Source organism: Janthinobacterium sp. JF4 (assembly GCF_059617925.1).
In genome coordinates this window covers 198,175-220,106 of the sequence record NZ_JCAQAV010000001.1, presented here as the reverse complement: position 1 = coordinate 220,106, position 21,932 = coordinate 198,175, and the positions used below count along the sequence as shown (strand labels likewise).

21 protein-coding genes are annotated in these 21,932 nt (G+C 63.3%); 9 read left to right on the top strand and 12 right to left on the bottom strand.

All coding sequences use genetic code 11. The features are described 5' to 3' along the window. Positions 1 to 15 precede the first annotated feature (15 nt). A complete protein-coding gene (locus AC54AF_RS00875; protein ID WP_496634637.1) occupies positions 16 to 258 on the top strand; it encodes a hypothetical protein in 243 nt (80 codons plus the stop codon). Between the two features lie 47 nt (positions 259 to 305). Here the strand turns inward: AC54AF_RS00875 and moaD are convergent, their stop codons facing one another. From moaD to thrC, 3 genes are read right to left on the bottom strand one after another with little or no spacing between them, the layout of a single operon-like run. Further along, on the bottom strand, positions 306 to 560 hold the full coding sequence (gene moaD / locus AC54AF_RS00870) for a molybdopterin converting factor subunit 1 (protein WP_131686111.1): 255 nt from the start codon (positions 558 to 560) through the stop codon (positions 306 to 308). A gap of 10 nt (positions 561 to 570) precedes the next feature. Beyond that, positions 571 to 1,797, bottom strand: coding sequence for a molybdopterin molybdotransferase MoeA (locus tag AC54AF_RS00865; RefSeq protein ID WP_496634636.1), 1,227 nt, complete (start codon positions 1,795 to 1,797; stop codon positions 571 to 573). Further along, positions 1,797 to 3,278: a threonine synthase gene (thrC, locus tag AC54AF_RS00860; protein WP_496634634.1), complete on the bottom strand. Its 1,482-nt coding sequence runs from the start codon at positions 3,276 to 3,278 to the stop codon at positions 1,797 to 1,799. Before thrC ends, AC54AF_RS00865 begins: the two co-directional genes overlap by 1 nt. A gap of 287 nt (positions 3,279 to 3,565) precedes the next feature. Between thrC and AC54AF_RS00855 the strand changes: the two genes are divergently transcribed. Beyond that, entirely contained in the window at positions 3,566 to 4,306 is a 741-nt protein-coding gene (locus tag AC54AF_RS00855) for an AAA family ATPase (protein WP_496634632.1), read from the top strand. 158 nt (positions 4,307 to 4,464) lie between these two features. Here the strand turns inward: AC54AF_RS00855 and AC54AF_RS00850 are convergent, their stop codons facing one another. The 3 genes from AC54AF_RS00850 to kbl are packed head-to-tail and all read right to left on the bottom strand — an operon-like array spanning position 4,465 to position 8,138. Next, a complete protein-coding gene (locus tag AC54AF_RS00850; protein ID WP_496634630.1) occupies positions 4,465 to 5,877 on the bottom strand; it encodes an L-serine ammonia-lyase in 1,413 nt (470 codons plus the stop codon). 48 nt (positions 5,878 to 5,925) lie between these two features. Next, on the bottom strand, positions 5,926 to 6,891 hold the full coding sequence (locus AC54AF_RS00845; protein ID WP_496634628.1) for an NAD-dependent epimerase/dehydratase family protein: 966 nt from the start codon (positions 6,889 to 6,891) through the stop codon (positions 5,926 to 5,928). A gap of 20 nt (positions 6,892 to 6,911) precedes the next feature. Further along, positions 6,912 to 8,138 (bottom strand): glycine C-acetyltransferase, encoded by a 1,227-nt coding sequence (gene kbl, locus AC54AF_RS00840; RefSeq protein WP_131686117.1) that lies wholly within the window; start codon positions 8,136 to 8,138, stop codon positions 6,912 to 6,914. Between the two features lie 220 nt (positions 8,139 to 8,358). Here kbl and AC54AF_RS00835 point away from each other — a divergent pair, with 220 nt between their 5' ends. From AC54AF_RS00835 to AC54AF_RS00810, 6 genes are all read left to right on the top strand, one after another. Then, positions 8,359 to 8,934, top strand: a complete 576-nt coding sequence (locus AC54AF_RS00835) for a helix-turn-helix domain-containing protein (protein ID WP_070218654.1) — start codon at positions 8,359 to 8,361, stop codon at positions 8,932 to 8,934. A gap of 91 nt (positions 8,935 to 9,025) precedes the next feature. Beyond that, entirely contained in the window at positions 9,026 to 9,952 is a 927-nt protein-coding gene (locus AC54AF_RS00830) for an STM4015 family protein (RefSeq protein WP_496634626.1), read from the top strand. 29 nt (positions 9,953 to 9,981) lie between these two features. Next, positions 9,982 to 11,070, top strand: coding sequence for an STM4014 family protein (locus AC54AF_RS00825; protein ID WP_496634624.1), 1,089 nt, complete (start codon positions 9,982 to 9,984; stop codon positions 11,068 to 11,070). Then, positions 11,063 to 11,911, top strand: a complete 849-nt coding sequence (locus tag AC54AF_RS00820; RefSeq protein ID WP_496634623.1) for an STM4013/SEN3800 family hydrolase — start codon at positions 11,063 to 11,065, stop codon at positions 11,909 to 11,911. The genes AC54AF_RS00825 and AC54AF_RS00820 overlap by 8 nt, the downstream gene beginning before the upstream one ends. After that, positions 11,908 to 13,287: an STM4012 family radical SAM protein gene (locus AC54AF_RS00815; RefSeq protein WP_496634621.1), complete on the top strand. Its 1,380-nt coding sequence runs from the start codon at positions 11,908 to 11,910 to the stop codon at positions 13,285 to 13,287. The genes AC54AF_RS00820 and AC54AF_RS00815 overlap by 4 nt, the downstream gene beginning before the upstream one ends. After that, positions 13,281 to 14,252 (top strand): STM4011 family radical SAM protein, encoded by a 972-nt coding sequence (locus AC54AF_RS00810; RefSeq protein WP_496634619.1) that lies wholly within the window; start codon positions 13,281 to 13,283, stop codon positions 14,250 to 14,252. The genes AC54AF_RS00815 and AC54AF_RS00810 overlap by 7 nt, the downstream gene beginning before the upstream one ends. Here the strand turns inward: AC54AF_RS00810 and AC54AF_RS00805 are convergent, their stop codons facing one another. Further along, the gene (locus AC54AF_RS00805; RefSeq protein ID WP_496634618.1) at positions 14,253 to 16,445 is read right to left on the bottom strand and encodes a prolyl oligopeptidase family serine peptidase; all 2,193 of its coding nucleotides are present in this window, start codon (positions 16,443 to 16,445) and stop codon (positions 14,253 to 14,255) included. Positions 16,446 to 16,457: 12 nt separating this feature from the next. Then, complete coding sequence (locus tag AC54AF_RS00800; RefSeq protein ID WP_496634616.1) at positions 16,458 to 16,664, bottom strand: hypothetical protein; 207 nt, start codon at positions 16,662 to 16,664, stop codon at positions 16,458 to 16,460. Positions 16,665 to 16,860: 196 nt separating this feature from the next. On the opposite strand from AC54AF_RS00800, the gene AC54AF_RS00795 reads away from it, so the two are divergent. Beyond that, on the top strand, positions 16,861 to 18,648 hold the full coding sequence (locus AC54AF_RS00795) for a GGDEF domain-containing protein (RefSeq protein ID WP_496634952.1): 1,788 nt from the start codon (positions 16,861 to 16,863) through the stop codon (positions 18,646 to 18,648). A 45-nt stretch (positions 18,649 to 18,693) separates the two neighbouring features. Here the strand turns inward: AC54AF_RS00795 and AC54AF_RS00790 are convergent, their stop codons facing one another. The 4 genes from AC54AF_RS00790 to AC54AF_RS00775 all read right to left on the bottom strand — a co-directional run bounded on the left by AC54AF_RS00790 (position 18,694) and on the right by AC54AF_RS00775 (position 21,906). Continuing rightward, entirely contained in the window at positions 18,694 to 19,137 is a 444-nt protein-coding gene (locus tag AC54AF_RS00790) for a DUF6386 family protein (protein ID WP_496634614.1), read from the bottom strand. Continuing rightward, complete coding sequence (locus AC54AF_RS00785; protein WP_496634612.1) at positions 19,134 to 19,610, bottom strand: DUF4262 domain-containing protein; 477 nt, start codon at positions 19,608 to 19,610, stop codon at positions 19,134 to 19,136. Before AC54AF_RS00785 ends, AC54AF_RS00790 begins: the two co-directional genes overlap by 4 nt. 101 nt (positions 19,611 to 19,711) lie before the next feature. Then, a complete protein-coding gene (locus AC54AF_RS00780) occupies positions 19,712 to 21,100 on the bottom strand; it encodes a tetratricopeptide repeat protein (RefSeq protein WP_496634610.1) in 1,389 nt (462 codons plus the stop codon). Positions 21,101 to 21,276: 176 nt separating this feature from the next. Continuing rightward, entirely contained in the window at positions 21,277 to 21,906 is a 630-nt protein-coding gene (locus AC54AF_RS00775) for a 3'-5' exonuclease (RefSeq protein ID WP_496634608.1), read from the bottom strand. Between the last annotated feature and the right edge of the window lie 26 nt (positions 21,907 to 21,932).

Sequence of the window (21,932 nt, the reverse complement as noted above, 5' to 3'; positions counted from 1 at the left end):
CAAGAGGAGAAACATATGGGCGCAGGATACTGGATTTCCCGTTATTTGCTGGCCAGTTCGATTTTATTCATCATCCTGACAGTGGTCGAGTACAGCAAGGGCACCACAAGCCAGGCTGATATCCTCAGCGCGCTGGCCTGGTCGCTGGTGGCATCGGCCATTTTTATTGGCTCGAAGTACTGGCGCTACCGTAAAGCCGTCGCCTGCGCCACCTGCAGCGATAGCACGGCCAGCAAACCAAAAACCAAGTCGTCATGAAAAAACGGCCACTTCGATGAAGTGGCCGTCGCATTTGGCTAGCAGGATCAGCCGCCCGTCACGGGCGGAAAGAATGCCACTTCATCGCCGTCAGCAATCACGGTATCGGCATCGCACATCACCTGATTCTGCGCCATGCGCAGCGCGCGGCCCTGGGCCAGCGCATATTCCCAGTTGCCGCCGCGGGCGATCAGCAGGGCTCTCACCTCGCCCACCGTCAGCGGCCCGGCCACTTCCAGGACTTCCTGGCCCGTGCCCACCAGCTCGCGCACGCTGGCGAAAAAACGCAGATTGATCTTCATCGATACTTCCTCAGTACAGCAATTCGTTAAACGGGATAAAGCGCAGCATGTCGCCGCGCGCGATCGACAGCCCCGGCGGGCAATCGATCAAGCCGTCGCCCCACACGGTGGACGTCAGCACGCCCGAGCTCTGGTTGGCAAACAGTTCCAGCTCGCCTTCGTCATTGACCTTGGCGCGCAAGAACTCGTTGCGCTTGTCCGCCTTCAGGCGTTCGAAATTGGCCGGCAGCTTGTAGCTGCGCGGCGCCAGATTGCCCGCCACGCCCTGCAGGCGCAAAATGAACGGGCGCACGAACAGCAGGAAGGTGACGAAGCTGGAGACGGGATTGCCGGGCAAGCCGACAAAGAACGCCTCCTGCACTTCCCCAAACGCCAGCGGTTTGCCCGGCTTGACGGCGATTTGCCACATATTCAGCCGCCCTTCCGCTTCCACGGCCGGCTTGATATGGTCTTCCTCGCCCACGGACACGCCGCCCGAGGTGATGATCAGATCATTGCCCTGGGCCGCCTGGCACAGCACGGCGCGCGTCGCTGCCAGGCTGTCGGGCACGATGCCCAGGTCCGTGATCTCGCAACCCAGATTTTCCAGCAGGCCGCGCAGGGTAAAACGGTTCGAATTGTAGACGGCGCCCGGCGCCAAAGGCTGGCCGGGCATGGCCAGCTCGTCGCCCGTGAAAAAGACGGCCACGCGCAGCTTGCGCAGCACCGGGACTTGCGCCAGTCCCACCGAGGCGGCCAGGCCCATTTCCTGGCTGCGCAGGCGCCGGCCGGCATCCAGAATCTGGCCGCCGGCGCGGATATCCTCGCCCTGGCGCCGCACCCATTCGCCCGCGTGCGGCACGTGATTGACCGTCACCACACCGTCCGCCACGGTGCACTGCTCCTGCATCACCACGCAATCGGCGCCGTCCGGGAGCAAGGCGCCCGTGAAGATGCGCGCCGCCGTCCCCGGCTGCAAGGGCTGGCCCACGTGGCCGGCCGCGATGCGCTGCGACACGGGCAGGCTGGCCGCGCCGCTGGCGCAATCGCGCGCGCGCACGGCATAGCCATCCATCTGCGTGTTGTCGCGCTCGGGCACGTTCAGGGTCGACGTTTGCGCGGCCGCCAGCACGCGGCCATTGGCGCGCATGGTGTCGACCAGCTCCACGTCGGCCACCGGACGCGCCGCGCCCAGCATGAAGGCTTGCGCCTCGGCCACCGACAGCATCGGTTTGCGTACAGTGCTGGCGTCTGTCATCACAGTCCCGTGTTCGAGGCGATGTACGCCTTCATCTTTTCCACATCCGCATCCATCACGACAAACTTCTGCGGCAAGTCTTCGATGTTTTCGAAACCGGCTGGCCGCTCCGCGTCCACGCCCAGCGCTTCGAGGATGGTTTCGTTGAACTTGGCCGCCAGCGCCGTTTCCAGCACGATCATCGGCACGTTCGGCTCCAGGTGCTCGCGCGCCACCTTGATGCCGTCGGCCGTGTGCGTGTCGATGGTGATGCCGTAGTCGTCGGCCACGTCGCGGATGGTGTCAAGGCGGTCCTGGTGCGTGGACTTGCCGGACTTGAAGCCATATTTGGCCACCAGCTTGAATTCGTCGCCATCGCTGCCAGGCTTGCCGGACAAATCAAAGCCGCCGTGCGTTTCCACTTTCGTGAACAGGGCGCGCACGCGGTTGCTGTCGCGGCCCACCAGGTCGTAGACGAAGCGCTCGAAGTTCGACGCTTTCGAGATATCCATCGACGGGCTGCTCGTGTGATACGTTTCGGCCGACTTGCGCACGCGGTAGACGCCCGTGCGGAAGAATTCGTCGAGCACGTCGTTCTCATTCGTCGCCGCCACCAGTTTCGAGATGGGTAAACCCATCATGCGGGCGATATGGCCGGCGCAGATATTGCCAAAGTTACCAGACGGCACCGTGAACGACACCTTCTGCTCGTTGCTGGTGGTGGCCGCCAGGTAGCCGCGGAAGTAGTACACGACCTGCGCCACGACTCTTGCCCAGTTGATGGAATTGACGGTGCCGATCTTCTGTTTCGCCTTGAACGGCAAGTCGTTCGACACGGCTTTCACCATATCCTGGCAGTCGTCGAACACGCCTTCGACGGCGATGTTATAGATGTTCGGGTCTTGCAGGCTGAACATCTGCGCCGTCTGGAAGGCGCTCATTTTCTTGTGCGGCGACAGCATGAAGACGCGGATGCCCTTCTTGCCGCGCATCGCGTATTCGGCCGCGCTGCCCGTGTCGCCCGACGTGGCGCCGAAGATATTGAGTTCGGCGTCGTGCTTGGCCAGCGTGTATTCGAACAGGTTGCCCAGCAGCTGCATGGCCATGTCCTTGAAGGCCAGGGTCGGGCCGTTCGACAGCGCCTGCAGCATCAGGGTAGTCTGGCCGCCCTTGACGACGTTTTCTTCGAGCACGCGCAGCGGCGTGATGTCGGCCGCGTTTTCGCCGGCGCGGGCGTTCTTGTAGACTGCCTTGGTATAGGTTTTCGCCGTCAGTGCCTTCAGGTCCGCGGCCGGGATATCGGTGGCGAACTTCTTCAGGATTTCGAATGCCAGGTCGGCATACGACAATGTGCGCCAGGCGTTGAGCTCGGCACCAGTGACTTGCGGGTAGTGTTCAGGGAGATACAGTCCGCCATCGGGGGCCAGGCCGCCCAGGAGGATGTCGGAAAATTGCTGCAGATTCAATGGCGCTTTATCAGCGCGGGTAGACACGTAGTGCATAAATTTGAAGAGTCCAGTTGAGCTGAGTGCGGTTGATCATGAATGGCAGCGGATATTATAGTGCCAGCCGCCGTCCAAGGCGAATCGCGTGCGTACGCTGCCGTCCTGGCTGGCGCGCGTGTTGTCAGACAGCAGCGTCCGGCAGACATAAAGCGTTGCATTTTGGAAATTTTTTATGACGAGATCAACGCTCCGTACAAAGATGCATCCGCATACTGGCGCGGGCGCCTCATTTGCGCCACACTGGTGTTTGTCGGCCCGCTTCCGGGCCATTCATGGAACCGGCCATGTCGCTGAGTAAAAAACCGTATCTGCAAAGCGCCGCGCTGCGCCCCGACGCCGTCGTCGACCTGGATCACTATCCGTTCACCATCCCTGCCATCCGCGATTTCGTGCACATGGATTTCCACCGCGATGTGACGTTCTTCGTGGGCGAGAATGGCAGCGGCAAGTCGACCATGCTAGAAGCCCTGGCCGTGGCGCTGGGCTTCGGCAAGGATGGCGGCACGCGCAGCGTGCGCATCGCCCTGCCATCGGACGAGGAATCGGGCTTGCACGCGCATTTGCGTTTGAGCAAGAGCTACAAGAAGCCCGATGACAGTTATTTTTTGCGCGCCGAGAGCTTTTTCAACGTCGCCACCTATATGGACGACATGCCCGAGTACCTGGGCAGCTATGGCGGCAAGTCGCTGCACGCGCAATCGCACGGCGAAGCGTTCATGGCCACCCTGGTCAACAAGCTGCGGGGCAAAGGCTTGTATCTGCTGGACGAACCCGAGGCGGCCCTGTCGCCGAGCCGCCAGATGGCGGCGCTGTCCGTGATCCACCAGCTGGTGCAGGACGACTCGCAGCTGATCATCGCCACCCATTCGCCCATCCTGCTGGCCTACCCGAACGCAAAAATCCTCAGCTTTACGGGCGGCGGCATCCACGAAGTGGCGTATGAAGACACGGAACACTACGCCGTCACGCGCGATTTTCTGAATAACTACCCAAGAAGGCTGGAGCAGTTGTTTGAGGAAGATTAAGGCGATTCCGTCTTTATATCCGCGCCCGGGACGTCACGGCGGCGCAAGAAACCGTAGCGAGCAAGCCCAATGTCGCGTTGAGTAGCGCAGCCGTACCAGGGTACGGCGAGCAACGCCGACGCGAAAGTGGGCTGCGCAGTAGGTATATCGCGTCGCCCTCAGCAAGCGGCGTGGTTCACCGTAATCACGTGCACGGCCAGCCCGCCCAAGGATGTTTCCTTGTACTTGTCCTGCATGTCCGCGCCCGTCTGGCGCATGGTTTCGATGACTTCGTCGAGGCTGACGAAGTGCGTGCCGTCGCCCTTCAGCGCCAGCGAGGCGGCCGTGATGGCTTTCACGGCACCCATGCCATTGCGCTCGATGCAGGGGATCTGCACCAGGCCGCCGATGGGGTCGCACGTCATGCCCAGGTGGTGCTCGATGCCGATTTCGGCCGCGTTCTCGATCTGCTCGTTCGTGCCGCCCAGTGCCGCCACCAGGCCCGCCGCCGCCATGGCGCAGGCCACGCCCACTTCGCCCTGGCAACCCACTTCGGCGCCCGAGATCGAGGCATTGCGCTTGCACAGCATGCCGATGGCGGCAGCCGTCAGCATGAAGCGGCGCACGCCGCCGACCGGGTCGCTGGGGCGGCAATCCTGCGCGTAGTAGCGCAGCACGGCCGGGATGATGCCGGCGGCGCCGTTGGTCGGCGCCGTCACCACGCGCCCGCCGGCCGCATTTTCCTCGTTGACGGCCATCGCGTACAGGCTGACCAGGTGCACGGCGTCGTGCGGCAAGTCGTTGGCGCGGTTGTCCGACGCCTTCGCCTCCTGCGCCAAACGCCATAATTTGGCGGCGCGGCGCTTCACGTTCAAGCCGCCCGGCAGGTTGCCCGTCGTTTCCAGGCCGTGCGCGATGCAGTCGCGCATGACGTGCCAGATACGGTCCAGTCCTTCATCGAGTTCCGTCTCGCTGCGCTTGACGCACTCATTCGCGCGCAGCATTTCCGGGATCGACAGGCCGCTTTCCACGCCATGCGCCAGCAACTGCTCCATGGTATCAAAAGGGAAGACGACCCGCGCGCTGGCGGCCGACTCCACGGCCGCTTCGGCCTGCGCCGCAGTTTGAACTTCTTCCGCTTCGCGGATAAAACCGCCGCCGATCGAGTAATACACCTTGTCGACCCGGCTGCCATCGGCCAGTTTGAGGGTGAAGCGCATGCCGTTCGGGTGTTCGGGCAGGGATTCGCTCTTGTGCCAGACCAGGCCCGTGGCGGCCGTGAATGGCACCACGCGCGTGCCCAGCAGCGCGATTTCACCGGCCGCCTCGATGGCGGCCAGCTTGCTGTCGACGGCATCGGGTGCCACGTCCTGCGGCGTTTCGCCCATCAGACCCAGAATGACGGCCTTGTCCGTGGCATGGCCCACCCCCGTCAGCGCCAGCGAGCCGTACAGGGCCGCTTCGACGCCCACTACCTGGTCCAGCGGACCGTATTCGACCAGAAAACGCCGCGCCGCCGCCATCGGCCCCACCGTATGGGAACTCGACGGCCCGATGCCGATCTTGAACAGGTCAAATACGCTCATATCCATGTAGTGTCTCTTTATATTAGTATGTTTTTATGAATGCCGGTACTGAAGTCAAGCTGCCTTTGCGGCATGCCCCACGTCGACATTGGCCAGCATGTCCGTGACCATCTGCTCGACGCCAATCTGCGCCTTCCAGCCCCAGTCGGCGCTGGCCTTGCTGTCGTCCAGGCTTTGCGGCCAGCTGTCGGCGATGGCCTGGCGGCTGTCCGGCTTATAGCTGATCTTGAAGTCCGGCACCATGTGCACGATGGCTTTGGCCAGCTGCTCCGGGTTGAACGACACGCCGGCCACGTTGTACGAAGAACGGATCCTGACCGATGCCGCCGGCGCGTCCATCAGTTCGATGGTGGCGCGGATGGCGTCGGGCATGTAAATCATCGGCAAGGTGGTGTTCGCATCGAGGAAGCAGTCATAGCGTTCGCCGCGCAAGGCCGCATGGAAGATGGCGATGGCGTAATCGGTGGTGCCGCCGCCCGGAGGCGATTTGTAGCTGATGATGCCCGGGTAGCGGATGCTGCGCACGTCCACGCCATACTTGTTGAAGTAATACTCGCACAGGCGCTCGCCGGCCAGCTTGCTGATGCCGTACATCGAGGTCGGGTCCATCACCGTCATTTGCGGGGTGTTGACTTGCGGCGTGTTCGGGCCGAAGGCGGCAATCGACGACGGCCAGAAGATGCGCAAAGGCTTGCCCGCTTCGCCCCGTTCGCGCGCCAGTTCCAGGATATTCAGCAAGCCATCCATGTTCAGGCTCCACGCCTTCAGCGGCGCCGCTTCGCCCGTGGCCGACAGCATGGCCGCCAGCTGGTACACCTGGGTGATGCCTTCATCGGCGATGATGGCCGCCAGGCCGTCCTTGTCCAGCACATTCAATTGCGCGTAGCGCTTGGCCTGGTACAGATTGTTCGTGCCGATGTCGCTGGCGATGACGTTGTCCGCCCCGTGCTGCTGCGCCAGCGCGCCCACCAGTTCACTACCGATTTGGCCGTTTGCGCCAATGACTAAGATGCGTTCCATGCTATGTTCCTGAATTCTTGTTAGTTGGTAGTGGTAGTGGTGGTCAGCAAGCCGAGTTCCTTGCCCGCCTGCTCGAAGGCAGCCAGCACTTGCACCAGCTGTTCGCGCGTGTGCGCGGCCGACAGCTGCACGCGGACACGCGCCTGACCCATCGGCACGACCGGGTAGAAGAAGCCCGTCACCAGCACGCCCAGTTCATACAGGCGGGCGGCGAACTTCTGCGCCACGGGCGCGTCGAACAGCATCACGGGAACCACCGGATGGGTGCCCGGCTTGATGGTAAAGCCGATGCGCTCGATCTCGCTGCGGAAGAATGCCGTGTTGTCATGCAGGCGGTCGCGCAGTTCCGTCGACTTGGCCAGGCGCTCGAGCACCGACAGCGAGGCGCCGGCGATCGATGGCGCCAGGGTGTTGGAGAACAGATACGGGCGCGATTTCTGGCGCAGGGTGTCGATGACTTCCTTGCGCGCCGACGTGAAACCGCCCATGGCACCGCCCAGGGCCTTGCCCAGGGTGCCCGTGATGATGTCGATGCGGCCCATCACATTGTGATGCTCGTGCGTGCCGCGGCCCGTCGCGCCCATGAAGCCGGAAGCGTGGCATTCGTCGATCATCACCAGCGCGCCATACTTGTCGGCCAGGTCGCAGATCTTGTCCAGCTGCGCGATCGTGCCGTCCATCGAGAACACCCCGTCCGTGACGATGACTTTATGGCGCTTGCCGGCGGCAATCGCCGCTTGCAGCTGCACTTCCAGGTCGGCCATGTCATTGTGCGCATAGCGGTAGCGGCCAGCCTTGCACAGGCGGATGCCGTCGATGATGGAAGCGTGGTTCAGCGCGTCCGAGATGATGGCGTCGTTTTCGTCGAACAGGGGCTCGAACACGCCGCCGTTGGCGTCGAATGCGGCCGCATACAAAATCGTGTCCTCGGTGCCCAGGAAGCTGGAGATGGCCTGTTCCAGTTCTTTATGCACGGTTTGCGTGCCGCAGATGAAGCGCACGGACGACAGGCCGTAGCCGTATTTTTGCGTGGCGGCAATAGACGCTTCCTGCGTCTGCAGGTCGCCGGACAGGCCCAGGTAGTTGTTCGCACACATATTGATCAGGGTACGGCCATCGTCGCACACCACTTCGGCGCCCTGGCGCGAGGCGATCACGCGCTCGGGCTTGTACAAGCCCTGCTGGCGCAATTGATCGAGATTCTGTTGCAGACCGCTGAAAAAGGTGTTCTTCGCTTGCTCGCTCATGATGATCCTTGTATGTCCCTGTTGTATGGGTGGTATCCGGGTGACCTCAGCCGCCATAGGGGGATCGGCCGCTTGACCGGTGCGCGCGGTATGCTGTACCGTGAAGCGCTGTTTGAAGTCTACACGTTTCCGTGTTTCCCCTCAAAATCCACTATGTCGAACTGAAATTCAATATAGTGGATATTACCCAAGCCTATTGAACTTTGCAAGCCACCTGCCGATGAAAACCAGCGTTTCGACCAATTCTCCCCCTGAAGTGGGTGCCACCCTGCAACGGCTGCGCCTGGCGCGCGGCCTGACACTCGAGGATTTGTCGCGCATCGCGGGCGTCTCGAAGTCCATGCTGTCGCAAATCGAGCGCGAAAAAGCCAATCCCACCATCGCCATCACGTGGCGCCTGGCCAACGCCCTGGGCGTGCAGATCGGCGAATTGCTCTCCAGCGCAGAAAAAGCCGTGGAAACCATCCGCATCACGGATGCCCACGAAACCCCCACCCTGCCCGGCGACCACGCGGGCTACGTGCTGCGCATCCTGGGACCGATGGAACTGGCCGGCAAATATGAATGGTATGAAGTGACCCTGGCGCCAGGCGGCGAACTGGCCTCGCAGCCGCACGACCCTGGCACCACCGAGCATTTGACGGTGATTCACGGCAACCTGGAGCTGGAAGTGGGCGCGGCAAAGAAAAAGGTCAAGAATGGCGGCACGGCGCGCTATCCGGCGGACCAGCCGCATACGATCCGCAACCTGGGCAAGACGGAAGGCAAGGCCTTATTGGTGGTAATCCATAGATAGTTGCTTTTCAGCGGTGTGCAATAAGCTCTTTCGCCCATGCTAAGATTTTGGATTAGACAAGATTTCCACTGTCTTTCATGGAGCCTTAGCAATGACGATTTCCGAAAGTACCACCCTCTTCCACCAAAAAAAGGTCGTCCAGTACGATCCTGATATTGCGCTGCAATCCGGGCAGGATATCGTCTACCGCCTGTCGCTCGACTACGACGACAAGCGCAAGATGCCGGACCTGATCGCCGGCTTCCTGGAAAAAACCGACAAGAACGCACTTGAGGCGCTGATCATCGGCATGTGGGGCGATCCGTACGAAGCGGGCGCCGACGAGGTGATCGCCGCGCTGATCGCCCACGCGCCGCAGCTGCCCAACTTGCGCGCCCTGTTCATCGGCGACATGACGTACGAAGAATGCGAAATCTCGTGGATCGTGCAAGGCAGCTACAAGCCCCTGCTCGACGCCTTCCCGCTGCTGGAAGAATTGCGCATCCGCGGCGGCAATGAGCTCGTCATCGAACCGTTCGCCCACCAGCACCTGCGCCGCTTCACCATCGAAGCGGGCGGCCTCGATCAAAAGATCGCCGAGGCGCTGGCGCAATCGAGCATGCCGCAGCTGGAACACCTGGAACTGTGGCTGGGCACGGACGACTATGGCTTCTCGGGCGACGTCGACCTGTACCGCAAGTTGTTGGCGCAGCTGACGGTGCCGACCCTGCGCTACCTGGGCCTGCGCGACGCGGAAATCGCCGACGACCTGGCCGTCTGGCTGGCGGAAGAACCGCTGGTGGCGCAGCTCGACACCCTGGACCTGTCGCTGGGCACCATCGGCGACCTGGGCGCCGTGGCCGTGCTCAATCACACGCAGCTGGGCAAGCTGAAGCGCCTGGACCTGTCGCACCATTACATCTCGGAAGAAAACCAGGCGAAACTGAAGGCGCTGCCCTTCGAGGTGGTGCTGGACGATCCGCAGGAAGAGGACGAGGACGACGGCGAGACCTACCGCTACGTGGCTGTCGGCGAGTAGTCGTGGTCCAATAAGCGGAGTTTCATCCTTTGCCAACGCACCTCACCCTGCTGGCCGCCGCCGGCAGCAAGCGCGTGCGCCTGATGCAGGCGGCGCGCGCGCAACTGCGCCTGCCGCCCGCGCGCGTGCTGGAGTGGCGCGACTGGCTGCGTCAGCCCGCCTTGCTCCATGCTGCGCTGGCGCACCCCTGCCTATTCAAAATCGAACCGCCCGGCGACGATCCTGCCGCCCATTTGTTATTGCTGCAGGCGGGCTGCCGGCTGCAGGACCGCGCCCCCGTGCCTGCGCCCGAACATGGCGAGCTGCTGGCCATGGACGCGTGGTTTGCCGGTTTCAACGCCGCCATGCAGGCACTGGCGACACAACTGGCTGGCTTGCCGCAAACGCGTGTGGTCAATGCGCCAGCCGAAATCACCCTCATGACGGACAAGCTGGCCTGCCAGCGCCACCTGGCCGCGCAGGGCGTCGCCATTCCCCCCCTGCTCGGCCCCGTGCACAGCTACGAGCACCTGCAGTCGCTGCTGCACGAACACCAGCTTGACCGCGTCTACTTAAAACCGCGCTACGGCTCCTCCGCATCCGGCGTCGTCGCCTACCGCCGGAACAAGGCAGGCCGCCAGCAAGCCACCACTTCCGCCGCCTTGTCGCGGACGGACGGCCAGATACGTTTGTTCAACGTCAAGCGCATGGCGCGCTATGAGAGGCCCACCGACATCGCCGCCCTCGTCGATGCGCTGGCCGCGCAACAGCTGTATGCGGAAGCGTGGCTGAACAAGCCGCGCTGCGGCGACAGCCATTACGACTTGCGCGTCGTGACCCTGGCGGGCCAGCCTGCGCACCGCGTGGTGCGCATGGGACAGCAGATGATGACCAATCTGCACCTCGACAACCGGCGCGGCGACGCGGCCGGCCTGTTGAACGCAGCCGACCTGGCGGCGCTGGAAGCGGCAAGCGCCCACGCCGCGCGCGCCTTCCCCGCCAGCCACGTGACAGGCTACGACCTGGTGGTGCGCCAGGGCCAGGCCCACGTGCTGGAAGCGAACGCCTTCGGCGACCTGCTGCCCGGCCTTCTCTGGCAGGGCATCGATACTTACACGGCGCAACTGGCCCATGCTTAAAGAACCACCGACCATCCCCGACATGCGCGCCATCGTGGGCAGCCACGACCTCGTCTTCCTCACGCTCGACACCCTGCGCTACGACGTGGCGCAAGCGCTGTATGCGGCGGGCGAACTGCCCGTGCTGGGACGCTTTTTGCCACCGGGCGGCTGGGAACGGCGCCACTCGCCCGCCACGTTCACGTATGCGGCACACCAGGCCTTTTTTGCCGGCTTTCTGCCCACGCCGGCCGCGCCGGGACGCCATCCGCGCCTGTTTGCCAGCGCATTCGCTGGCAGCGAAACGACGTCAAAGCACACGTTTGCGTTCGAGGAAGCGGACCTTCCCGCCGCGCTGGCCGCGCGCGGCTACCGCACCATCTGCATCGGCGGCGTGGGTTTCTTCAATAAACAAACGGCGCTGGGCACGGTGCTGCCGTCGCTGTTCCAGGAAAGCCACTGGAGCGCGGGCATGGGCGTGGCCAGCCGCCATTCGACGCAAAAGCAGGTGGCGCTGGCCATAGCCCGCCTGGCAGACGGCGCACAACGCACCTTTTTGTTCATCAACGTGGCCGCCCTGCACACGCCGAACCGCGCCTACCTGCCCGGCTGCCGCGCCGACTGCCTGGAAAGCCATGCGGCAGCCCTGCGCTACGTGGATGGCGCGCTGGCGCCGCTGTTTGCCGCCTGCGCCGCGCGCGCGCCCACCTTTGCCATCGTCTGCTCGGATCACGGCAGCGCATATGGCGAAGACGGCTACCGCGGCCACCGCATCGCCCACGACAGCGTATGGAACGTGCCGTATGCGCATTTCTTCATCGCCCCCGATACCGATATATCTCCCAAGGAGTCCCCACCATGAATCCAGCCGAACAACCGGGCACCCTGGCGCAGCGCATGCGCCACACGCCCTACCAGGCGTATTCATACTCGTATCCGCACAAGGCGGCCTACCGCGCCTTGCCGCAGGCGGCGCCGCTGGCGCCCCTGTGGGCGCGGCAAGACCGCTCCGCCCTGTTCGCGTATATCCACATCCCGTTTTGCGAGATGCGCTGCGGTTTCTGCAACCTGTTCGCCATGGCCCGCCCCAGCGCCGACATGGTCGAACGCTACATGCAGCAAGTGCTGGTGCAGATGCGCGCACTCGACGGCGCGCTGGGCGAACGGCGCTTTGCCCGCTTCGCGCTGGGCGGCGGCACGCCCACCTACCTGTCGCCGGCGCAGCTCGATACCCTGCTGTGCGGCGCGCGCGATATCCTCGGCATCGACCTGCAGCACACGCCGGCCGGCATCGAAGCGTCGCCCGAAACCATCACGGCGGACCGGCTTGCCGTCTGCCGCGCGCACGGCATCGACCGGGTCAGCCTGGGCATCCAGAGCTTTGCCGCCGGCGAGATGCGCGCGCTGGCCCGGCCCCAGCAAAACGCCACCGTGCAGCACGCCATCGGCCTGATACGCGACGCAGGCTTTCCTACCCTGAACCTGGACCTGATCTACGGCATCGCCGGGCAAACCGTCGCCAGCCTGCTCGCCTCCATCGACAGCGCGCTGGCCTTCCGGCCCGAGGAAATCTATCTGTATCCGCTGTACGTGCGCGAACAGACGGGTCTGGGCAAGGTAGCGCGCCGCCGGGGCGCGCAGTCTCTCAACCCCATCATGCTGGCGCAGGGTGGCGACAGCCGCCTGGCCCTGTACGCGGCGGCGCGCGACCATTTGCGCGCCCAGGGCTATGAGCAGGTCTCGATGCGCATGTTCCGCGCGCCGCATGCGCCCGACGATGCCGGCCCGTCCTACTGCTGCCAGAACGATGGCATGGTGGGCCTGGGCGCGGGCGCCCGCTCGTACACGGCCAACCTCCATTATTCGAGCGAGTACGCGGTGGCGCGGCTTGATACCATCAACATCATCGAACAGTATCTGGCACTCGATGAAGCACGCTTCGCGCAGGCCGAACACGGTTACCAGCTCGACGAGGCGGAGCAACGCCGGCGCTACGTGATCCAGTCGCTGCTGACGGAACCGGGCCTGGACCGCGACGCCTACACGGCGCGCTTCGGCAGCCGCTGCGAAGCAGACTTGCCGCAGCTGGCCGAGCTGCACGCGCTGGAGTTGGTAGAGGAAGATGGCCCGCTGCTGCGCCTGAATGACCGGGGCTACAGCTACGCCGACACCATCGGCCCGTGGCTGGCCTCCGAGACGGTGCGCGCGCTGATGGCGCAAGAGGGCCAGGCGTGCTGACCACTGAGCCCGGCACTTTGTCGCTGCTGTACCGGGGCACGCTCTCGAGCTGCAACTACGCCTGCGGCTACTGCCCGTTCGCCAAGAAGCGCGACAGCCGCGCCGTGCTGGCCCGCGATGCGCGCGAAGTGGCGCGTTTTACCAGCTGGGTAGTGGCACAAAAGCGCGGTATCAGCGTCCTGTTCACGCCCTGGGGCGAAGCGCTGGTACGCCGCCACTACCGCGCGGCCATGCAAACCCTGGCTGCTTTGCCTCACGTGCGCCAGGTGGCGCTGCAGACGAATCTGTCCGGCCCCCTGGACTGGCTGCATGACATGCCAGGACTGGAAAAGATCGGCCTGTGGTGCACCTACCACCCGGGCCAGACGACGCTGGCCCGCTTTCTCGCACGCTGCGCGCGCCTGGACACGATGGGCGTGCGCTATTGCGTGGGCGTCGTCGCCATGCACGAACACCTGGACGCCATCCGCGCCCTGCGCGCGGCCCTGCCCGCGCACGTCTACCTGTGGCTGAATGCCTACGACCGCCGTGGCCCCCACTACTACAGCGTGGAAGAGCTGGTCTGGCTCGATGCCATCGACCCGTGGTTCGCGCAAAACCGCCGCCCGTCGCCCTCGCGCGGCAAACCGTGCCTGGCGGGCGAAGCGTCGCTGTCCGTCGATGGCGACGGCGAACTGGCGCGCTGCCACTTCGTGCCCGAACGGCTGGGGAATCTGTACGTGGATACACTGGCGGACATGCTGCAGGAACGCGCCTGCCCGCGCTTCAAGTGCGACTGCTATATCGGCTATGCGCAGCGCAAGGATTTGCCGTTTCAAACGGTGTTTGGGGAGGGGGTGCTGGCGAGGATACCCCCCAATGCAAGGGCCGCGCTAAATGCTGGGGTCAGACCCGGCGGGGGAATGTGTCCCAATGGGACACATTCCGATCGAGATGCGACTGACCCCGGTACGGCAACTACCTGATTACTGCGCCGCCACTTTCGCCGGTTCCGGCGCCGCGACTGGCGTCATCTTCAACGAACGGCTGAGGAAGCCCCAGCGATCGGCCACTTCTTCGATCTGCTTGGTCGTCGGCTTGCCGGCGCCATGGCCCGCCTTGCTGTCGATGCGGATCAGCACGGGTGCCGCGCCGCCTTGCGCTGCCTGGGCGGCGGCGGCGAACTTGAAGCTGTGGGCAGGCACGACGCGGTCGTCGTGGTCGGCCGTCGTGATCATGGTGGCCGGATAGCAGCCGCCCGCCTTCAGGTTGTGCAGCGGCGAGTATTTCACCAGCGCCTTGAACTGCTCGGCATCGTCCGACGAACCGTAGTCAGGCACCCAGCCCCAGCCCACGGTAAACTTATGGAAGCGCAACATGTCGAGCACGCCCACTTGCGGAATCGCTGCGGCGAACAGGTCGGGACGCTGCGTCATGGCCGCGCCCACCAGCAGGCCGCCATTGCTGCCGCCGCCGATCGCCAGCTTCGATGGCGAGGTGACCTTGTTGTCCACCAGCCACTGCGCCGCGCCGATAAAATCGTCGAAGACGTTTTGCTTGTTCAGCTTGGTGCCAGCCTGGTGCCAGGCTTCGCCATACTCGCCGCCGCCGCGCAGGTTGGCCATCACGTAGACGCCGCCCATTTCCACCCAGGCAAGATTGGCCACGGAGAAGCTAGGCGTGAGGGAAATATTGAAGCCGCCATAGCCGTACAGATAGGTCGGGTTCGTGCCATCGAGCTTCATGCCTTTTTTCGAGACGATGAACATCGGCACCTTGGTGCCGTCGCGGCTGGTGAAGAATTGCTGGCGCGTTTCGAAGGCGTTCGGGTCGAAATCGACCTTCGGCTGGCGGTACACGCTGCTCTTGCCCGATTTCATGTCGTAGCGGTAGATGGTCGCTGGCGTCGTGAAACTGGTAAACGAGTAGAACGTTTCCGTGTCGCCACGCTTGCCCGCGAAACCGCCGGCCGAACCGATGCCCGGCAAGGCCACTTCGCGCACCAGCTTGCCGTTCAGGTCGACGATCTTGATTTGCGTTTGCGCATCTTTCAGGTAGTCGAGCACCAGCTGGTTGTTGATCAGGTTGACGGCAACGAGGGTTTCCACGCTTTGCGGCACGATCTCTTTCCAGTCGGCGGGCGCAGGCTTGCGCGTATCGATGGCGATCACGCGCGATTTTGGCGCCTTGTTGTCCGTCTTGAAGAAGAACACGGGGCCGTCATTGTCGATGAAGGAGTAGGAAGCGTCGAACGCTTCCAGCAAGCCGACGACCTTGGCATTCTTCTGGCGCAAGTCCTTGTAGAAGACGCGGTTCTTGCGTTCCGTGCCTTGCGTGGCCGTGATGATCAGATAATTGCCGTCGTCGCTGACGACGCTGCCGCCGAATGCCCATTCCTTCTGGTCGGGACGGTCGAAGACGAGCACGTCGTCGCTTTGCGGCGTGCCGATCTTGTGGAAATACAATTTCTGGAAGTAATTGATATCGGCCAGCTTGGTCGCTTCGTTCGGCGCGTCATAGCGGCTGTAGAAGAAACCGGTGTTGTCCTTGGTCCACGAGGCGCCCGAGAACTTGGCCCACTTGATGTGGTCCGTCAAATCCTTGCCCGATTCGATGTCGCGCACTTTCCACTCGTTCCAATCGGAACCGGAAGCGGACGTGGCATACGCCAGGTACTTGCCGTTCGGGCTGATCGAGGTGCCGGCCAGCGCCACCGTGCCATCCGTGGATAGGGTGTTCGGGTCCAGCAGCAGACGGGGCTCGTCCGTCAGTTTTTTCACCGTGTACAGCACGGCCTGGTTTTGCAAGCCGTCATTGCGGCTGTAGAAGTAGCGGCCGCCCTGCTTCGTTGGCGTAGAGAAACGCTCATAGTTCCACAGCTTGGTCAGGCGCTGCTTGATCGCGGCGCGCTCGGGAATGGTGCCCAGGTACGACTGCGTCAGCTTGTTTTGCGCCGCCACCCATTCGCCCGTCTCGGCACTGTTGGCGTCTTCCAGCCAGCGGTAAGGGTCGGCGATGGTGGTGCCGAAATAGCTGTCTTGCTGATCGACCTTCTTGCTGAGCGGATACGTCACGGCAGCGCCATCGCCGGCGGGGCATGCTGGTGCGGACTGTGCCATGGCATTGCTACCGAAGGCGGCCAGCAAGCTGAATATGAGGGTTGCACTACGTAATTGCATGGGTTGTTTGTCTCATTGTTGGATGTCGAGGAAAGCAGGCCGCTCAAACACGTGCTGCGGCTGCCCATGTTGACTTTCGCCAAGAGAAATCATAGCGCGGATTGCCACTTTTAAAGCACAGTTATCTGGTGGATTTGCCGTCTTTTGTTTGGGCAACAAACATGAATCACCATGATAAATCTCGCATTCGCCGGAATCGGCAAACTGACGTTCATACAAGAAACATTATCAAAAGCGAAGTCGTTTCATCAAGCTGTCATAAATCTTCTTTACTATCGGCAACATGTTCATGGCCCGTCCAGAGGCCGTGCCGCCACATCCGCCTATGCACACTCTCGCCCTCCCCTCCGCCACCGCCGCGCCGCCCGGCCCGACGCCATCGAATGTGGCTTACCTGAAGCCGCCCCCGGCATCCATGAGCATCGAAGGGACGGATGCCTTGCACGAGATCCTGGCGGGCCGCAAGCTCAGCGCGCTGTTTCAACCGATCATCCACATGCACAGCGGCGACATCATCGGCTACGAAGGCTTGATACGGGGGCCGTCGGACAGCCCCCTGCACGCGCCCATGAATCTGTTCAAGGTGGCGCGCGCGCATGACCTGACCCTGGAAGTGGAGCACCTGTGCCGGCAAGTGGTGCTCGAGCGCTTTGCCGAACTGCAGTTGCCGGGCAAGCTGTTTCTCAATGTCAGCCCCGAGTGTTTGTTGCTGCGCAATGCGCGGCATGGCGAAACCCTGGAATACATCGAGCACATCGGCATCAACCCGGACCGCGTCATCATCGAGCTGACGGAAAACCAGCCCACGTATGACTACGAGCTGATGCGCGAAGCGGTGCTGCATTACCGCAACATGGGTTTCCAGATCGCCATCGACGACCTGGGCGAAGGCTTTTCCAGCCTGCGCCTGTGGTCGGAACTGCGCCCGGAATACGTGAAAATCGACATGCATTTCATCCAGGGCATCAATAACGACCCGGTGAAACTGCAGTTCGTGCGCTCGATCCAGGAAATCGCGGAGAAATCGGGCACGCTGGTGATCGCCGAAGGCATCGAGGCGCAGACGGAATTGCTGGTGTTGCGCGACCTGGGCGTGGCGTTCGGACAAGGCTATCACCTGGGCCGGCCCAACGCCGTGCCGGCGCGCGCCCTGCCGGCCGAAGTGGTGCAGGCGCTGGGACGCAACGGCGTGGCCGTGTATCCGCAGCGCAGCAGCCTGGAAAAGAATGGCGCCAGCATCCGCAAGCTGCTGCACCGCGTGGCGGCCGTCTCGCCGCAATTCAACAATAACGAGGTGTACGATATCTTCCTCAAGGAACCGAAACTGATGATCATCCCCGTCGTCGACGACGGCGTACCGCTGGGCCTGATCAGCCGCTTCGAAATGATCGACCACTTCGCCCGCCCCTACCAGCGTGAACTGTATGGCAAGAAATCATGTAGCCTGTTCATGGATGCCACGCCCCTGATTGCCGACCACGAGACGAGCTTGCAGGAACTCAGCTACACCATGGTGCAGTCGGATGCCCACCACCTGTTCAACGGCTTCATCATTACCGAACACGGCCGCTACCTGGGCATGGGCACGGGACACGACCTGATGCGCGAAATCACGCAGATGCAGATCAATGCGGCCCGCTATGCCAACCCGCTGACGCAACTGCCCGGCAACGTGCCCATCAACGAGCATATCGACCGTTTGTTGCACAGCGGCAGCCGCTTCTGGGTCTGCTATTGCGACCTCGACCACTTCAAGCCTTTCAACGATGTGTACGGCTACCGCAAGGGCGACGACGTGATCCAGCTGACGGGAGAAATCCTCAGCGGCCACTGCGACCCGAACCGCGACTTCATCGGCCACATCGGCGGCGACGATTTCATGATTTTGTTTCAGAGCGAAGACTGGGAAACGCGCTGCCAGGCCATGCTGGACGACTTCGCAGCCGCCATCCTCGCCTACTACAGCACCAGCGACTGCGAACGGGGTGGCTACATCAGCGAAGACCGGCAAGGCAAGAAGGTGTTTTATTCGTTGATCAGCCTGTCGCTGGGCGTCATCAAGGTCGAGGCGCACCAGTACTACACGCACCATCAGATCGCCACGCAGGCGGCCGAAGCGAAGAAGCAGGCGAAGAAAATCCACGGCAACAGCCTGTTCCTGGACCGGCGGCAAGGCACGGGCATGGCGCGCATGGATGCCTAGCCAGGGCCAATAGTCAGAAGCTGAACGGGTATCGGTGACGCACGCTCAAATACGCACGAGGTCGCCAAACGCATTGCTGCTGCAGGTATCGGGCACGAATGCCAGACTGATGTGCACGCCATCGCGGCGGGCCTGCACGCGGTAGCTGCCCGCCGGCACGTCCACGAAGAGGCCGCCGTATGCCGTGTCCGGTTCAAGGCCGCCACCCGTGACATCCTCCCCTGCACCGATAAAGACGCGGCCCGAGACGACAGCCAGATGCACGACCACCTGCGGCTCGGCAAGTTCGGCGTGCAAGGCAAGTTCATACGCGCCATCGCCGCCCACGTTGAAAAATGCCACCTGCCCCGCATTCACGGCCGCCAGTTCCGCGCTGGGAAGGCTCCACCAGTCGCAATCGTCTTCCAGATTGTGGCGCACCAGCGCCGGGTCGAACACGCACACGGTGGCCGTGCCGGTCACAATGGTGACGGAGGAGCCTGCCGTCATGCGGCCAGCGGCGCCGGTCCCAGCAGAGGCTGGCTCTCCACGTACTGTGCGCTGGCACTGGCATCCCATGGGAAATGACCGTCGCGCGATGGCCAGACGATCTGGTACAAGGTAAAATCATCGCCCTGGTAATACCAGCGCGCATAGCCGACATAGTGGCGGTATTGCTCGACGGGCACGCGCACGAAGGCGCACTGATGGCCTTCCAGCAAGACATCCGTGCTGGCAGTGAAATCCGTGATGGCGCCGCTGCGCGCAGCGTCCAGCGCCACGTCGAGTATCTGGTGGGCCATGGCGCGCGGCAAACCCATGATGAGAAATTCAGGCTGGCCGAAGCTGTGGCAGGCACCTATCGTGAAGGCATAGCCGGGACCTTCTTCATCCGCACTGATATGCACGCCATGCCAGCCATGCGTGGCGATGTCGTCGATGACTTTTTGCTCGGATGCATCCTCGCCTGCCTGCCTTACCATAGTCTACCTTTCACTGTGCCCAAAACCGCGCCGCCTTCGCGACATGCCTGCCGGCAATTATCGCATGCAGCGCGCGTCCATGCGCGCACGGTGCCGGCGCTTCAGTCGCGCGGCGGCAGCGGCGGGAAGCGTAGCTGATGCCATTGCCGCATGCGCTGCTGCGCCTCTTGCAGCTGTGCCGGCTCCAGCCTGGCACCAGCCGCCTCCCGGGCCCTGGCCGCCCCGCTATCGCCGCCCTCGGCCGCCAGCGCCAGCCACATGTAGCCACAGACGGGATCTTTCTCCACGCCGCGCCCGCTGTTGTACATGCCGCCCAGGTTGTACTGCGCCAGCGCATGGCCCTGGCCGGCCGCGCGCGCATACCATTGCACAGCCTGACCATCGTCTTGCGGCACGCCATGGCCGTTCGCATACATGACACCCAGGTTGTTCTGCGCACTGGCATCGCCCTGCTCGGCGGCCGTGCGGTACCAGCGCACGGCGCGCACCTCGTCGCGCTCGACGCCCTGGCCATTGGCATACATCACGCCCAGGTTGAACTGCGCATTCGACGCCCCCTGATCCGCAGCCCTGGCATACCAGTCCAGTGCCTGGCGCAAATCGCGGCCGACGCCGCGGCCGCCCGCAAACATGCCGCCCAGATTGTATTGCGCCATGCAATGGCCTTGCATGGCGGCACGCCGGTACCAGACGACGGCACGCGCCTCGTCCTTGTCCACACCCTGGCCGCGCGCCAGCATCAGGCCCAGGTTGAACTGGGCGTCGGCGTCATCCTGCTCGGCCGCCCGCTGCAGCCAGGCATACGCGCGCAACTGATCGGGCGCCACGCCGAGGCCTTCCGCATACGCCACGCCAAGTTGCCGCTGCGCCACGGCCAGGCCCTGGGCGGCGGCTTGGCGGAACCAGGCCAGCGCCTGCGCATCGCTCTGCGCCACGCCCTGTCCCCGCTTGTAGACGAGTCCCAGGTTCAGCTGCGCCTGCGCATCGCCCTGCAAGGCCGCCTTGCGGAACCAGGCCAGGGCCAGCGCATCGTTCTTCTTCGCCCCCAGCCCCTGGGCATAGGCTTCGCCCAGCAGCGATTGCGCGCTGGCCACGCCCTGTTCGGAGGCGCGGTAAAACCACGCCAGGGCCAGCTCGTCGCTCTGCAGCACGCCGCGTCCCTTGCGGTACATCTGCCCCAGGTTTTGCTGGGCCGAGGCATCGCCCTGGGCGGCCGAGCGGCGAAACCACAGCACGGCGTCCTCGTCGCTCTGCGCCACGCCGCGGCCGTGGTAATACAGGGCGCCCAGGTGGTTCTGCGCGAACGCCAGCCCTTGCAGCGCGGCCAGGCGTAGCCAGACAAAGGCGCGCGCGTCGTCCTGCGCCACGCCTTCGCCCTTCTTGTACATCAGGCCCAGGTTGAATTGGGCGTAGGCATTGCCCTGCTCGGCAGCCGTGCGGAACCAGATATACGCCTGGTGGCTATCTCTGGCAGTATGGTGCTTGTCCATGTGCGCCCCCATCCACATTGCGCTTGCCGGCAGCACGCGCAAAACGGCGGCCCAGGGCGGCGAAATCGTGTGTTGCTTAAATTTTAAATTCGATGCGGGGAAAGGACTTGAGCAGGCTCAAACGAAATAACAAAATCATATCGTTTTGATGAGCCTGCTTCGAGGGGAAACGGGGATCAGCGGCGTGACGGATGCTTTTGCAGGAATTGCGGCACCTTGGCGGCAGCCAGCTTGTTCAGCGACACGAGCAAGTCCGCGTCGACATCGGCGATGCCGTAGTTGCTGCGCAAATGGCGGCCGATATGGATCAGCACTTGCGCCGCCACTTCTGCATCGGACTCGGCCCTGTGGGCGGCGCTCTTGAAGGCAATGCCCAGCTGGCTGGACAGCAAGCCCAGCTTGTAGCTGGCCATGCCGGGAAACACGCGGCGCGACAGTTTCAGGGAGCACACGAGCGACTGGTGCGCGGGCGTCAGGTTCAGCCTGGCGCTTTCCGCGCGCAGGAATTTTTCATCGAAGCTGGCATTGTGCGCCGACAAGGCATCGCTGCCAATAAAATCCAGCAGCTGCGGCACCACTTCGGCCACGGGCGGCGCCTTGTCGACCATCGCCTGCGTGATGCCCGTCAAGCCCGTGATGAACGAGGGGATGCGCGCATTGCAGTTGATCAGGGTCACGTAGCGGTCCGTGATCTGCCCGCCCTCGATGCGCAGCGCCGCCACTTCCGTGATGCGGTCTCCCATGTCGGGAGACAGACCGGTCGTCTCGAAGTCGATCATGACGATCGGTTTGTCAAACACATTCATGGGGCGCTCTTTCGTGGGTGCGGCTA